We start from the raw sequence: 14792 nt of genomic DNA on the forward strand, positions 1-14792 counted from the left end.
GGGTCTAACGCCACCCGCTCTCCTTCGGATAAACCCGATAAAATCTCAATCTGATCACCAATAATTTTCCCCAAACGCACCTGACGCATGGTTAATTTACCTTGTTCATCAATGGGATAAACCGCTCTGACTTCGCCCCGATAAGCCACAGCCTGATGTGGCAACATCAAACGCGCTTGTTGTCCCAAAATAAACTCCGCTTTAACAAACATTCCGGGTTTTAAATCAGGAATATTTTTAGGTAATTCCAAACGCACCCGAAAATTATGTGACTGGGTATCCGCTTGGGGCAATACGGTAATTTTCTCTACTTTATAACGGGTTGGCGTGTCAGGCAGATTAACGATAATACTGGCTTGATCCTGTTGACGCACAGCCGCCGCTCGACTTTGAGGAATACTGGTCACAGCCCGTAATTGATCAAACGAATACCCTGACATGATTAAACGTCCGGGGGCTGCGCTTTCTCCCAATTCAATATGCCGCTCTAAAACAATTCCGCTATACGGAGCTTTTAATACAGTGTATTGCAATTGTTCTTCAGCGCGTTTAATGGCGGCTTCTACAGAACCGACACGGGCTTGTGCCACGCGAAGTTCGGCATTCACGCGATCCATTTCAACCGCGGCGATGGCTTTGCGGTCGTAACTGGCTTTGACTCGGTTATATTCGCTTTGTACGCCATTTAAGTGAGCGCGGGCTTCTCGCAATTCTGCATTGGCTTGTGCCAACGCGCTGCGATGTTCGGCATCGTTTAAGCGGACTAATACTGCGCCTTTTTTCACTGTGTCATTGACATCAAAATTGACTTCAGTGACTTGTCCGCTGGTTTGTGCGGTTAAAGTGGCGCGATGAACGGGTTCAATCAGTGCATCGACGGTCAATGTGTCGGGTAAAGACTGCCGTTCAGCCACTGCCGTATCCAAAGCCCACACCAACAAGGGCATCGCCCACAATCCCCCTCCCCACAGCATCAAGCGCAAATAGCGGTTTAAAATTCGCAGATAGCGGATAAACATGTCACAACTCCTAAGTTTTTAAAAAATTTAATAATCATGTAAAAAAATTCATGCTTCGCAAGGTAAACAAGAGCAGTTAAGATCATCCAGAATATGGAAATATTAGTGAATTCTAATCTATTTGCAAGCGAAAATTTTGCATTGCAGAACTGGAGGGGAATGACTTGAAGAATCTATACTGTATTATAGAATATAAAATTTTACGTTTACGACTTGTTTTAAAAGTAAGCAATAAAATCACTTGCCAAATAAAGCAAAAATCGTTTAGAGTTTGCCTTGTTTTCAAAACAGCATTAGTAATACTATTATTCATTGCTGTTTTAAGCAGTAAATAAAAATTTAGCACATTTATTAGAGTTGTGGTCTCAATTAAAATCAAGTAGTTGTGTTTAAGCGGAAGTTATGTAGTCCTGCACAGCAGGACAAAATTTTATCATAAAAATCAAGGTAGTGGATTCTCAATCGGTCTGATAAAATTCTAAATACCTTTACTCCGCAAATTGCATTTTCCACAACAATACGCTTTGAAGGTAGAATCCTATTCTCCTCTTTTTGTTCTCGAGTAAGCGGCTTATTTTTGGATTTCTTGTGAGGAAAACACACCGATTTACAATCATATTGTTTATCCATACCTAAAAAACCTAAATCAACTAAAATATTAGACTCAATAAAATATTTTTTATCTGGAGAAAGCATTTTCTTTAACACGTTAAAATCATGGCATTTACCATTTACAGGATGGCTTATATACAAAATTTCTTTAAGTTTATTAACAATCACTAACATCTTTACTGTGTGAGTTTTTTTTTACCCGAATAAAATTCCTTTTGGATTTCTTTATCCGATGGACGTTGTATATCTTGCTCTGTCACATCAATAATCAACTCCTCTATATCGGAAAAATAAGCTTTAAAATCATCGATATTGTCTATGTCTCTGGCAGGCATATGCTTTAAAACACACAAGGCATGAGTTAAAATACGCAAGCCTAATCTCTGCGTTTTCTTGGCGTGAGAACCATCCATACCTGCCATCACACCTAAAGCATCATCAGTTAAACTTTGCTTTAAACGGGTTAGTGTAAATAACAATAATTCTCTCTCGTTATTAATGCAGTAAGTGGCTTTATCATTCATCAATCTTGATTTGAGTGTTGAACCTTGTAAAGTGAGATAAGATTGTTTAAAAACTTCCAGCAACATATCAAACTGCTTTGCATCCAGAGCGATTAAGGCTCTCCATTGTCTGGTTGTGTTTTTATTTGTCAGATTGAAATTCATTTTGATACTCCTTTTTGGAATCGGTTAATACCAGGTTTTTTTGATACCACAAGTCTAATGATATTTCTAAAGATTTTTTTGCCTGCTCAAATATACCAAAATTATGTGAGATATAAAAACAAATTAAGTTTTAATATCTACCTAGATATTAGGTATAAGATACTGTTTAATTTTATTAAACTTAAACACTTTACCTGACAAAAAGGTCTCAAACATACTAGTGACTTCTTTAAAGCTTGATAGGCGATGAAAATTCTTTCTGACCCAATTCTTACCTTGAAGCCAAATATCCTCGACTGGATTTTGCTCTGGGGCATTAGGTGCAAATCTTAATAAACGAACTTTCCATTCTGATTCTGGAAGTCCCCCATTTAATTTCTCTAAATAAGTTCTTAAACCTTCAGAACGATGATAACTTGCACCATCCCAAATAATCACATGACGGGCTTCTTTATATCTGTAAATGAGCCAGTTAATAAAGTCTATCGTATATTTTGTATCAGCTTTCTTTGCCCTATCTAAAATAAATTCTCCCGTATAAATATTCACCGCTCCATACCACGTTTGAGAAGTGCGATAATTACTCATCTTTATTGACGTTCTTTCTCCTTTTTTCGACCAAACATAACCACAAATATCTCCCCACAACTGATGGCTTTCGTCTTGCATCCAGTACATTACCTCTCCACTTTCTATCTGTTCACGCTCCTTATCTATTAAATCCTTAATCTCTTTTTTTTTAGCTTCCACTTTTACCTCATCTTTTGCCGAATTCTCTTTGTGTGTCTTCTTATAACTTAAATTCGCTTCTTCTAATAATTTAGTATAAGAAGTATTTGAAGAATAGAAAACATCATACTCCTCTTTTAAGTATCTCTTTAGTTCCTCTATTGTTATTGTCTTCTTTTCTTGTATCCAATTAATCACATCTTCTCGTTCACGCGGCTTTAAATACCCTGGTGAGCCTTTATACGCTAACTTTAATCCTTCAACCCCTGACGCTAAATAAATGGCTTTCCATTTATCCACAAATTGCACACTGACACAACACGCTAAAGCCGCTTCCGCACGCACAAAACCAAGCAAAGACATTCTTACTGCCATCGCTCGCTTCACTTCTCTCGCTTCACCTGTTGACATTAATTCTTCTAAATCTTCATATCTTTTGTTCATTATTCTCTCCTATTTGAAAAGTATTATTATACGACTCTGAAAAAATTGGTATATATCAACGAAGTGGCAAAATATCGCCGATCTGCGCTTAGAGAGGCTTTTGAAGGATTCAAACAGTCTGCCAAACACGGTGTTCTGCTGAATTTCGAGGACTTTATTGAAAAAAACCAATTTTGGTTGGATGACTACGCCTTGTTTCGTGCTATTCGCCACGCAGAAATGGGTCCATGGTGGACATGGCGTAATTTAGGTTTGCGTAACTACGAATCTAATGCCATTGCACATGCTCGTGACCATTATGCTCAGGAAATCAGATTTTATTGTTTTGAGCAATTTGTATTTTTTGAGCAATGGCAAGAAGTTAGGGATTATGCCAGTCAGAAAGGTGTGCAGTTATTTGGTGACATGCCTTTTTTTGTGGCTGAAGACAGTGTGGAGATGTGGTCAAAACGCGACTATTTTCTTACCGATGAGGAGGGACGGGCAAAGTTTGTCGCAGGTTCTCCACCACAGAATGACTATGCCCGTCCAAACAAGGGGCAATGCTGGGGCAATCCGCTTTACAACTGGGAAACTCTACAAGAATCTGGATTTTCATGGTGGCGTGAGCGGTTAAATACAATGAGTCGGCTATTCGATATTGTTCGCCTTACCCATTTTCGCGGCTACAGAGAATGCTGGGCAGTTCCTCGTTCTGATGATTATGCCCATTGTCTCACGGAAGAGGGACATTGGGAAGATACTCCTGATATGTTGCTGTTTTCCATGCTCAACAACCAACAAGGACAACGTTCTACTCTGGTCGCAGAAAATATTCAAGCACCAGGACTTGATGCAGAAAAAACAGATATTCTATTGAGAAAATCAAATTTACCTGAGATCAAAGTATTGCAACTTGCTTTTGATTTGGACATGGGCAACCCTCATTATCCCCACCAGCACCATGCTTCTGATGTTGTTTATACCGGGACACATGACAGCCAAACGACAATGGAATGGCTAAAGCGTTTTGCTCTGCTAGAAAAACAAACCAGAAAAATCAATATGTTGCGTTATCTTGACCTTGCAACTGATGTTACTTGTCGGGATACTTTACACCGAATTATTGACAGGTTGTATGCTTCTCCAGCCAAACTCGTTATCTTACCCATGCAAGATATTTTAGAACTGGAAGGGAATGAAAACCGAATGAACATACCGGGTGTGTCAAAATGGCGTAACTGGCGGTGGCGTTTCGATTGGGGGCAAATCACACCGGAGATTAAACTAAAACTTTTGAAACTTTCAGAAAAATATGGGCGGGTTGGGTGTGTGTAAAGATCGAAGTTTTTTGCTGATGATACTGAGGACAGGGTTGTTTGCAATTTTTTTCTGTGTTGGTATTGGTACTGTTTTTGCTGATAACAACCCAAACCCGTCTAGCCCCCCATGCCCAAATGATTGGAGTGGCAATCCAAAAACATCTAGTCCGAAAGATCCAAAGCCACAACCCTGTAAATCGAGTGGAAATAGTAAACTGGCAAACAGTAAGGTGCATTTCGAAGAACCCAAGATTAAGCATGTTAATTCCCTATCCTCTGACAAATAGGGGTCAGTCTAATTTGTTAATCTTGAGAAATTCTGACTTAAGTAAAGTTTGTTTAATTGATGTGGTTTATACGGAGTTACGCGATGTTTGTTGCTAAATTGCATAAATATGTATTTTCTTTTTTCCTTAGTATACCGAAAGTTGGAGCTGATTTTTCTAAAAAAACCATGTCCTCTGTCAATGAGGATGTCAGAGAATTTTTGCACTTTGGATATGTAGTTTACATGTGGCTGCTTGCCTTTATTTCTCTTGCATCATTTGCCCTTACAGGTAATAAGCCTGACTTTTTTATTATCATCTACTCCATTTCGGTTTTATTTTTTACTGTATTAACAATAATTTCATATTACGTACTTGTTAAACCAATTGTTGATCCAAGGAAAACAAATCAATCTGTAGGGAAGCATGGCAGCATGTCTCTAACTGGTTTTCTAAAATTTATCAATATGTTGGTTACACTAGTTCCGTTTATGTTTGTTTTACCTATAGAATTTTTAGGTATTACAAGCTTTCTCCTTATAATCCAAAAAGTGGGAGGAGATATTGTCTTTTGGGTGGTTTTTTCTTGGTTCATCCTGATTGTTTTCTTCGCTTTGTTAATAGTAGTAACAAAAATTAGTCACAATATTTTTATCGAATGCCAAAATTGCCAAATATTTGGTGGATTAACTGAACAATTAGCCCAATTCAATGAAATTTACATTATAACTAGAGAAGATTATGCAAAACTGAGAACCTGTATTAAGTGTAGTAAACTTACAAATACAAACATTTATCCTTATGAGATTCTTGATGACGTTAAAGTTAAGGGTGTTAATGGTGAGGTTATGAATATTGAGTACATTGATAGAGAATGTCCATTTATCCTTTTTTTAACAAAGCCTACTTATGAAAAGCAGATGAGGGCGACAATTGGAGAACTAATAAAGCTAGGGTTCAACAATATCTCTGTAATTCGTTCAAGCAATATTGGATCATTTTCTGATATGTGTATTGGTGAAACCAAAATAAAGGAGGTCGTTCTTGAAAACTAACATCGTTTCGATAGAACAGCAGAGAGAATCGGTACATGATCTGCTTGAACGCATTTATTGTGTTCTGGAAAAACATGGGCAGATTGTCTATCAAATGGTAAATAGACCTGCTTTCCCAACCAGTAGTGGTTTGACTATGGATATAATAACTCAAGAAAAGATGGAAGCAAGTGCTGCTTATGAGTCACATAAACGTACTAGAGTTTTTATCAATTCAGCTCCAAATGAGTTGGAAAGTGCAGAAGTTCTCGAGAAACAATTAGGGGATTCTTTTCTGTACATAAAACCGTTGGATTTTATTAGAGGTAGAGGAGATATTTATGACGATCTCCAGGAAAAACTTGAAAATAGTGATGTTATGGTGATTGTTTTGGATAAAGAAGTTTCGTATCAGTGGGTTTTGAACCAACTTTACTTGTGCCAACGCATAAAATCCAGTGCAGGTTACAAGGTAGAACTTGTTTTGTTTTCACCGTATGTAGAAATAGGCGATAGTTCTGAGTTTTTTGAAAAACACATGGTGAGAGCGATTATAGTTAAGTCAGTTGATAATCTAATCAGTGAGTTGATGAAACTAGAACAATTAAGCTAACGAGATGCTGTTTGGCTTGTATTTTGTGAAAAATAATTTACTTGGGAGTATGTAGTCATGAATGGTCCTTATCCCGGTTTAAGACCTTTCCGTCCGGAAGAAGCTGGCATATATTGTGGCAGGGAAGGTGTGCTTAAGAACTTGATCGAGAAGTTGGAGAAGAAATTTATAGTCATAATTGGTGAATCTGGTTGTGGCAAGTCTTCACTGGTTCATGTCGGTTTTTTAAACAGACTGTTGTCAGGGACGCGGATAAGCGGTGGAGAGAAACTTTCTGACAAAAAAGAGGAAAAAAAATCTCCTTCCTTGTGGAAAATTGCAAGCTTCCGCCCAGGTGATGAACCGTTTAAAAACTTGTCTGACGCATTAATTAAAAATACCTCTTTACACGGTGACATTACTCAAAAATTGTGGGAACGCAATTTTTCTGCTTTGCTGCAAGATAATCCTTTAGAAGAAGATCATAATCTCCTGATTTTAGTTGATCAGTTTGAGGAGTTATTTCGTTATGAGCAGCGACCAAATACTGTTGAGACCTTTATTAATTGTCTCTTGGATTGTTCTCAATGCGATCGAGTTCACGTAGCTATTGTTTTACGTTCAGAATTTGAAAGAGATTGTCATCAATATCCAGTACTTACTGAAAAAATTAATGAGGGGACGACATTCAATGTTCGCTTGTTTTATGATGATGAATTGAGGGATATCATCCGATCTCCCGCTAATACTTTTGGTTATACTGGAAATGTAGAAAAAGAATTAGTGGAACAGATTATTAACGATGCAAAGCAAAATTCAGGGGACAGTTTAGCCTTAATACAACAAGCACTAGTTTCTTTGTGGCCGCCTGGTGCAGACATGAAGAAGGTACGACTGACTCTGAAGGCCTACCAAGAAGTTGGTGGGCTTCAGGCGTTGTCAAGGGTTGCTGAACAGGCTTTTGGCGAGTTGAACACTGAAAAAGAAAGAGTGGCAGAAATTCTATTTCGTAACTTAACTACTTTTAATGATGGAATGTTAAATGACATTCCTTACACTCGTTACCCCATGAGACTTGAACATATCGCCCAGTTGCTTCATTCTGATATACGGGCTGTTAGTGAAATTATTAATGTTTTCAGACAGCCTGGTCGACACTTTCTAATGCCGATGCAGGAAAATAAGGGCAGATTATCCGAAGGGGACATTATAGACATTAGCCATGAAGCATTGATTCGGCAATGGGAGAGATTGAAAGAATGGGCAAAAGATGAACGGAGACTGACTAAACAGTATTGGGATTTATTGAGTAAAGACTCGTTTTACAAAGCAAAAACAGGGGAGTTATTGCGCGGATTAGATTTGCAGAATGCTGAACAATGGCTTAAACGTATCCTTTCGTTTTACCCAACAGAAACTCAGTACAATCTTTGGGCTGAACGTCGTTGCAGAAACACAAAAGAAGAGAGTGTTGGAGACTTTCAACAAGTAAAGGACGAAAGTATTGGAGACTTTCAACGGGTAATTGCTTTCATTGAGCAGAGTAGAGCGGCGGAGAAGCAAGCAAAAGAAATTGCCGAAAAGGAGGCCAAAGACAAACAAGCCAAAGAAAACGAATTACGAGCCAGATATGAAGAACTACAACAGCAAAAGCTGGAGAATAGAAGAAAGAAGGCCGATGCGCTTATCGCATTTGCAGTTGCGTTTCTTCTCCTTATCTCGACTATGTCATTTGGTTTGCTATGGAATGAGGCTAAAAAAGCCCGCGAGGCAGCCATTGCCGCAAACGAGCTTGCTCAACAAGCCGAGCAATATCGTCGCCAAGAATTATTTGAATCTCGTCGTACTCATGCCGCTTTATTAGCACAAAATGGGGATTATGCAGGAGCGCAAAGCGTTTTAAAGCAAACCTATGGAATTGAGGATGACTCAGAGACGGGGAAGATGACTCGCCATGCACGGGATTGGTTGGCGGGACTGATCGAAGTCATGGGCGCAGAAGGGGAAACACTGTTTAGTGAGATTGGTAAGCCGCTTCTCGCTATGGCGATGAGTCCTGACGGAGTCAGAGTTGCAGTTGCTGGGGAAAATGGCGTGTTGCAGTTGCATGATGCGCAGACAGGAGAGCGAGTACGCACGCTCTCTGGTCATGAAAGACATGTGAATGTTTTGGTGTTTGAAACACCTCAGTCGCTAGTCAGCGCAGGACAAGATGGAAAAATTATTCGTCACGATTTGCTCAATAACACACAGTCAGTTGTATATGAAGCCGAATATGAAATTTTTGCTTTAGCACGCACTACAGAATGGCTGGCGGCAGCAGGCGCAAGTACACAAATTGTGTTGTTACCGTTGGCAGAACATGCGGGTGTTTCTGATCAAAAGATTCGTTCTATTGATTCTGGGCATGACGACAGTATTTTTTCTCTGGCCTTTGACACACAAGGAAAATATCTGGCCAGTGCTTCTGCGGATCGTAGCGTGCGAGTTTGGCAAGTGGCAGACGACGCGCTGGTCACAACTCTTGTTGGACATGCGGATATGGTTCAAAGTATCGCTTTCCACCCTGATGGACAGCATTTAGTGACAGGCAGTAAAGATAATACATTGCGCTACTGGGAACTTAACACAGGAAAGTCGCAAGTGTGTGCTGGACATGATGATGCTGTATTTAGTTTGGCATTCTTAACCCCTTCTGTTCTCGCTTCAGCCAGTGCAGATCGCACTATCCGCTTGTGGGATGTGGACAGTGGACAGACGCTTAGAGTTTTGCAAGGTCATACAGCACAAGTTACGGGGCTTTTTGGAAAAGAAAAAGAAAATGTGTTGTTAAGTGTCAGTAATGACGGTAGTTTACGTCAATGGCCAACCCATTCTCCGCGTCAACAATTATTGCCAGTTGCTTATGCTGCCTCTGCTGTGGCCATTTCTCCTGACGGCAGTTTTTTTGTCAGCGGCGCGAGAACTGGTTTATTGCAAGCCTATGCGCTTCCCAGTTTATCGCCCTTGTGGCAACGAGAAGATATTCACCAAGCAATGATTTCCAGATTAGTATTTAGCCAAAAAGGGCAATTGTTATCTGCTGATTTAGATGGTAAAGCGGTTGTTTGGCAAGTAGATAAAGTGGGTTTAACCCAATTGAGTACACTTTCTCATGAAAAAACCATTCATGGCGCGTCATTTTCAATTGATGGTCAATTTGTTATCATGACATCAAATGATGGCAATATCAGCGTTTGGTCTGTCAACGGAGAAAAACTGCAATTTCTTGAAAAAGCCCATGATGGAATTGATGTTAATTCTGTGTTTTTCAATTCGACAGGGGAATTTGTACTAACTGCGAGTGATCAAGATGTGAAACGTTGGCAATTCCAAAATGGTCAACTGACCTTACAATCCCGTCTGTCAGAAGGACAAGATATTATTTGGGCAGATTGGAATCCACAAAGTACCCGTTATCTACAAACCAGTCGTAATATGCCTGTAGGGATATTTGATGCACAGACGGGAGAAGCACTCTTCTCTTTACCCGGCCATCAAGACACAGTCCGCCAGGGTTTTTTTAGTCCTGATGGTTATCAAGTGATCACGGTCAGCCAAGACAATACAGTACAGTTTTGGGATTTATCGAAAAAACAAGAAGAAGCTAATTTTTTCCGTTTAACACTGCCTTTAACGGGAGAGATTCGTCATTCAGACCTTCGTTGTGTGGAACAAACCTGTTGGTTGATTGTCCCCGCCTCTGAACAAGAAGAACTTACCAGCGGAGCCATTGCACTTTATTCTATTAAAATGGGGCAATGATATTTTCTCTTCAAAAAAGCCACTGCACTATTTCTTGAAAGATGAATAATGCGGTGGCTTTTTTTATGCTTTCCCCCGCTCTAAATTCAAGCGAAATAACCGCATTAACGCCTCTTCATCATGGATTCTTGTAATTTTCCATTCCGAAAATCCTGAAATTCTGTAAATTCTGATTCTGACAAAATAAAGGCTTTATGAAGCACATCATTTTGTTATAAATGGAATAAGTGAAGATTTACAGCAGAGTTGACAGAAAATATTCAATTCATTAGCATAAATCGTCAGTTTCTGACTCATAACAAACAAGAGAGGAGTGTAAGTACATGCTACATGGTTTACTTGATTTGCCCGTGTGGGCTTTGGTTGCTATTACCCTAATTTTTACACATATTACTATTGCCGCCGTGACGATCTTTTTGCATCGACATCAGGCACATCGCGCCTTAGATTTACATCCAATCATAAGCCATTTTTTTCGTTTTTGGTTATGGTTGACGACGGGAATGATGACACGAGAATGGGTGGCCATTCACCGCAAACACCACGCCGCCTGCGAAACCCCTGAAGACCCCCACAGCCCGCAAATTTTCGGCATTCAACGGGTATTGTGGCAAGGCGCAGAACTTTACCGCGCTTCCGCTAAAGATAAAGCCCTATTAGAGAAATATGGTAATGGTACGCCTAATGATTGGATTGAACGTCATTTATACACCCCTTATTCGTTAATAGGCGTTTTAGTGATGCTGTTTATTGACGTGCTATTATTCGGTGTATTAGGACTAACAATATGGGCAGTGCAAATGGTTTGGATTCCATTTTTTGCGGCGGGCGTGGTCAATGGTTTGGGACACTGGTGGGGATACCGCAATTACGAGTGTGCAGATGCTTCTACTAATCTTTGTCCTTGGGGAATTTTAATTGGCGGAGAAGAACTGCATAATAATCATCATACTTTTGCCAGTTCGGCTAAATTATCGTCTCGTCCTTGGGAGTTTGATATTGGCTGGTTTTATATTCAATTACTCGCCAAATTAGGGTTAGCGCAGGTGAAAAAAGTGGCACCGCCCGCCATTAAATTAAATCCCAATCCACGGTTGGAGGATGTTTGTAGTTTATTGCACCAGCGTTTCCCCGTGATGTTGCAATACGCACAACAGGTGATCGATCACGTTTATCGTCAGGAATTGAAACACGCTAATGGCGATTCCCGCACCTTACTCAAACGAGCCAGAGCCTTATTGATTCGGGAAGAGTCGCTGTTGGACGATCAAGAAAAGTCGCATTTGCAACATATTTTAGCGCAAAATCACGCCTTAGAAACCGTGTATCAATACCGTTTACGTTTACAAAATCTCTGGCAACACACCACCGCCAATCAAGAACTTTTACTACAATCGTTACAAGAATGGTGTCGTCAAGCTGAAGCCAGCGGAGTGCAAGCTTTGCAAGAGTTTGCGCAATTATTACGCCGCTACACCAATATGCCAGCAACCGCTTGATTATCATAAAAATTCTAACTAGCCTTTCCTAGCAAGAAAGGCTAGAGCGGTGGTGTTTTTGTATTTTGCAACACTTGATTATTATACTTTTTTACTGCAAAAGTAAACGGGCAAGCATCCGCTCATAAATCTCAGATAAAGTGTCAATTTCAGTCACATTGACACATTCATTGACTTTGTGAATGGTGGTATTATTCACACCCAATTCAACCACTTGCGCCCCCGTCGGCGCAATAAAACGCCCATCCGATGTTCCCCCTGCCGTCGATAATTGCGCAGAATAGCCGCAAATGTCCTGAATCGCCGCTTGCGTGGCTTCTAATAATTCTCCAGCCGCAGTTAAAAAAGGTAAACCTCCATGCTCCCACGTTAAATCGTATTGAATCGAGTATTTTTGCAATAATTCATTAATTTTTTGCTGTAAATCCTCGTGTGTGACCTCTGTACTGTAACGAAAATTAAATATCACATTCAAATGGTTAGGAATCACATTGGTGGCTCCTGTTCCCGCATTAATATTAGAAATTTGAAAACGGGTTGGCGGAAAAAACGCATTGCCCTGATCCCATTCTTGTGCGCATAAGTCGTTCAAAATAGGCGCAAAACGGTGAATTGGATTGTCGGCTAATTCGGGATAGGCAATGTGACCTTGAATGCCGTGTACGGTTAAACGTCCCGTTAAAGAGCCGCGTCGCCCATTTTTCAAAATATCGCCTAATTTTTCCTTACTCGACGGTTCACCCACCATGCACCAATCAATGTATTCTCCACGATTCATCAAGGTTTCTACCACTTTAACCGTGCCATGTGTGGCCACGCCTTCCTCATCTGAAGTCAGCAAAAAAGCAATCGATCCCGCGTGTTCAGGATGCGCCGCCACGAAACGCTCGGCCGCTGTCACCATCGCCGCCACGCCGCTTTTCATGTCCGCTGCCCCGCGACCGTACAAATAACCGTCTTCAATCGTCGGTTGAAAAGGGTCATAACGCCATTTTTCTACCGGCCCCGTCGGCACCACGTCCACATGTCCCGCAAAAACCAACAGCGGCTTGGCCTCACCGCGTCGTGACCACAAATTTTGCACGTCACCAAAAGACAGCCATTCATTATTAAAACCAAAAGCAGCCAATCGCTCGGCAATTAGGCTTAAACAGCCCTCTTCTTTAGGCGTAATAGACGGGCGACGTATTAATTCAATCGTTAATTCTACCGTTGGAGACAGGGTCATGGTATAAATCCGTAAATCATTTAAAAATAAAACAGAAAAAAAGGATAATTCGATCCGTGATCAAATTACCCTTTTTATTGTCGTAATAATCCGCTTATTGCGCGGCCGATTCTTCTTGTGTAACAGGTTTTTCTACCGCAGGTTCTGCGACGGGCTTAACGATTTGAATCGTGGCTTTTTCGCGCAACAATTCAACATACTTTTGCATACGCTCATTGCTGACCATTTGTTGAATATGGTTTTTCACACCGGCCAACGCGGGGGGAGACATGGTACGCACTTCATCAACCCGCACAATATGCCAGCCGAATTGAGATTTTATGGGAGTTTCGCTGAGTTCTCCCACTTTCTGATTCTGCATGGCAGTGGCAAATTCTGGCACCACCGCATTGGCTTCTACCCAACCTAAATCGCCGCCTTTCTCCGCACTGCCTGCGTCAATGGATTTGGTTTTGGCTAATTCGGCAAAATCGCCTTTTTGTTGCAATTCAGTTAATACTGCTTTTGCGTCTTCTTCAGTGGCAGATAAAATATGACTGACACGATATTCTTGTGGCATGGTGGTGGTTTTCACCAATTCATCATATTTGGCTTGAATTTCTTCTTCAGAAACAGGATTTTTTGCCAAATAATCGTCAAGAATTTGTGAAGCCAATAAGCTGCCCATTGCCGTGTTTAATTCACGTTTAAATTCGGCGGTTTGATCAATGCCTTCTGCTTTAGCCGCTTGAATTAATAATTCCCGATCAATTAAACCTTGCATCATATCGGCTTCGCTTTGCATTTGGCCTTGACCTTGGCGGGCGCGAGCAAAAACCGCTTCTTTGTATTTTTTCCAGTCATGTTCGGTGACGTTTTGTTCATTGACCACCGCTACGGCTTCGTCTGCGGTTTCCGCAGCGTGAACCGATAAAGTGACAACACAACACAATAAGCCGCTGGTAATTAACGGTTTTAACATGAAAAAAGAACTCCACAATTGGGGGGTGAAAAATGAATCATGCCATTATTGCATTTCATCAGGGGTTTTGGCATGAATACTTAGGGCGTGAATGTCAGACGACATCAATGCGGACAAGGCTTCGTACACCATGCGATGGCGTTGTACTAAGGATTTGCCTGCAAATGCTGCGCTGACAAGGTGTACAGTAAAATGCCCGCCACCACTGCGTGCGCCGGCGTGGCCGGCGTGTTGGTGGCTGTCGTCGATGATGTCGATCTGTTTGGGTTGAAATGCGGTGGTTAAACACCCGCGAATTTTTTCTACGCGATCATCACTCATGCGTTTGTCCTTTTACGGTAACACTTTTTTAAACGGTTTAACCACCACTCGCGCATAAATGCCCGCTTCTAAGTAAGGATCAGCGTTTGCCCATTGTTGTGCGGCTTCTAAATTGTCGAATTCGGCGATCACTAAACTGCCCGTAAAGCCCGCGTTACCGGGATCGTTACAGTCAATCGCAGGGTGCGGCCCTGCAATGATCAGACGACCTTGTTCTTTTAAAATTTCTAATCGCGCCAAATGGGCAGGACGAGTTTGGCGACGCGCTTCTAAACTATCGGCGACATCTTCGCTAAGAATGGCATAAAGCATGG

General features: G+C 41.0%; 13 protein-coding genes. 5 read left to right on the forward strand and 8 right to left on the reverse strand.

Annotated features, from left to right (window positions below; genetic code table 11):
• The 4 genes from TPSD3_RS00985 to TPSD3_RS01000 all read right to left on the reverse strand — a co-directional run.
• Positions 1-1019, reverse strand: a 1019-nt coding sequence (locus TPSD3_RS00985; protein ID WP_086486738.1) for an efflux RND transporter periplasmic adaptor subunit, incomplete at its 3' end; no start/stop codon positions are given.
• A 375-nt stretch (positions 1020-1394) separates the two neighbouring features.
• Entirely contained in the window at positions 1395-1805 is a 411-nt protein-coding gene (locus TPSD3_RS00990) for a transposase family protein (protein ID WP_086486739.1), read from the reverse strand.
• Positions 1806-1807: 2 nt separating this feature from the next.
• On the reverse strand, positions 1808-2299 hold the full coding sequence (locus TPSD3_RS00995; protein ID WP_086486740.1) for a hypothetical protein: 492 nt from the start codon (positions 2297-2299) through the stop codon (positions 1808-1810).
• Positions 2300-2440: 141 nt separating this feature from the next.
• Positions 2441-3472, reverse strand: a complete 1032-nt coding sequence (locus TPSD3_RS01000) for an IS630 family transposase (RefSeq protein ID WP_086486662.1) — start codon at positions 3470-3472, stop codon at positions 2441-2443.
• A gap of 45 nt (positions 3473-3517) precedes the next feature.
• On the opposite strand from TPSD3_RS01000, the gene malQ reads away from it, so the two are divergent.
• From malQ to TPSD3_RS01025, 5 genes are all read left to right on the forward strand, one after another.
• Positions 3518-4789 carry a 4-alpha-glucanotransferase gene (gene malQ / locus TPSD3_RS01005; RefSeq protein ID WP_280938402.1) on the forward strand — a complete coding sequence of 424 codons (1272 nt, stop codon included), beginning with the start codon at positions 3518-3520 and terminating at the stop codon, positions 4787-4789.
• A 354-nt stretch (positions 4790-5143) separates the two neighbouring features.
• A complete protein-coding gene (locus TPSD3_RS01010) occupies positions 5144-6094 on the forward strand; it encodes a hypothetical protein (protein WP_086486742.1) in 951 nt (316 codons plus the stop codon).
• Positions 6084-6686, forward strand: coding sequence for a BTB/POZ domain-containing protein (locus TPSD3_RS01015; protein ID WP_086486743.1), 603 nt, complete (start codon positions 6084-6086; stop codon positions 6684-6686). The genes TPSD3_RS01010 and TPSD3_RS01015 overlap by 11 nt, the downstream gene beginning before the upstream one ends.
• A 57-nt stretch (positions 6687-6743) precedes the next feature.
• Complete coding sequence (locus TPSD3_RS01020; RefSeq protein WP_086486744.1) at positions 6744-10469, forward strand: nSTAND1 domain-containing NTPase; 3726 nt, start codon at positions 6744-6746, stop codon at positions 10467-10469.
• 323 nt (positions 10470-10792) lie between these two features.
• Positions 10793-11968: a DesA family fatty acid desaturase gene (locus TPSD3_RS01025; protein WP_086486745.1), complete on the forward strand. Its 1176-nt coding sequence runs from the start codon at positions 10793-10795 to the stop codon at positions 11966-11968.
• A 91-nt stretch (positions 11969-12059) separates the two neighbouring features.
• Here TPSD3_RS01025 and dapE read toward each other — a convergent pair whose 3' ends face one another.
• From dapE to TPSD3_RS01045, 4 genes are all read right to left on the reverse strand, one after another.
• Positions 12060-13190, reverse strand: a complete 1131-nt coding sequence (gene dapE, locus TPSD3_RS01030) for a succinyl-diaminopimelate desuccinylase (RefSeq protein WP_086486794.1) — start codon at positions 13188-13190, stop codon at positions 12060-12062.
• 100 nt (positions 13191-13290) lie between these two features.
• Positions 13291-14157, reverse strand: coding sequence for a peptidylprolyl isomerase (locus tag TPSD3_RS01035; protein ID WP_086486746.1), 867 nt, complete (start codon positions 14155-14157; stop codon positions 13291-13293).
• A gap of 45 nt (positions 14158-14202) precedes the next feature.
• Complete coding sequence (locus tag TPSD3_RS01040; RefSeq protein WP_086486747.1) at positions 14203-14478, reverse strand: BolA family protein; 276 nt, start codon at positions 14476-14478, stop codon at positions 14203-14205.
• Between the two features lie 12 nt (positions 14479-14490).
• Positions 14491-14790: a YciI family protein gene (locus TPSD3_RS01045; RefSeq protein WP_086486748.1), complete on the reverse strand. Its 300-nt coding sequence runs from the start codon at positions 14788-14790 to the stop codon at positions 14491-14493.
• Positions 14791-14792: the final 2 nt, after the last annotated feature.

This window comes from Thioflexithrix psekupsensis (genome assembly GCF_002149925.1).
GTDB lineage: Bacteria > Pseudomonadota > Gammaproteobacteria > Beggiatoales > Beggiatoaceae > Thioflexithrix > Thioflexithrix psekupsensis.

Bases quoted from the DNA above. Each gene is read 5' to 3' on its own strand.
- TPSD3_RS00990 (WP_086486739.1), bottom strand. From the start codon at position 1,805: ATGTTAGTGATTGTTAATAAACTTAAAGAAATTTTGTATATAAGCCAT.
- TPSD3_RS01000 (WP_086486662.1), bottom strand. From the start codon at position 3,472: ATGAACAAAAGATATGAAGATTTAGAAGAATTAATGTCAACAGGTGAA.
- TPSD3_RS01035 (WP_086486746.1), bottom strand. From the start codon at position 14,157: ATGTTAAAACCGTTAATTACCAGCGGCTTATTGTGTTGTGTTGTCACT.
- TPSD3_RS01010 (WP_086486742.1), top strand. From the start codon at position 5,144: ATGTTTGTTGCTAAATTGCATAAATATGTATTTTCTTTTTTCCTTAGT.
- TPSD3_RS01020 (WP_086486744.1), top strand. From the start codon at position 6,744: ATGAATGGTCCTTATCCCGGTTTAAGACCTTTCCGTCCGGAAGAAGCT.
- TPSD3_RS00995 (WP_086486740.1), bottom strand. From the start codon at position 2,299: ATGAATTTCAATCTGACAAATAAAAACACAACCAGACAATGGAGAGCC.
- TPSD3_RS01025 (WP_086486745.1), top strand. From the start codon at position 10,793: ATGCTACATGGTTTACTTGATTTGCCCGTGTGGGCTTTGGTTGCTATT.
- TPSD3_RS01045 (WP_086486748.1), bottom strand. From the start codon at position 14,790: ATGCTTTATGCCATTCTTAGCGAAGATGTCGCCGATAGTTTAGAAGCG.
- TPSD3_RS01040 (WP_086486747.1), bottom strand. From the start codon at position 14,478: ATGAGTGATGATCGCGTAGAAAAAATTCGCGGGTGTTTAACCACCGCA.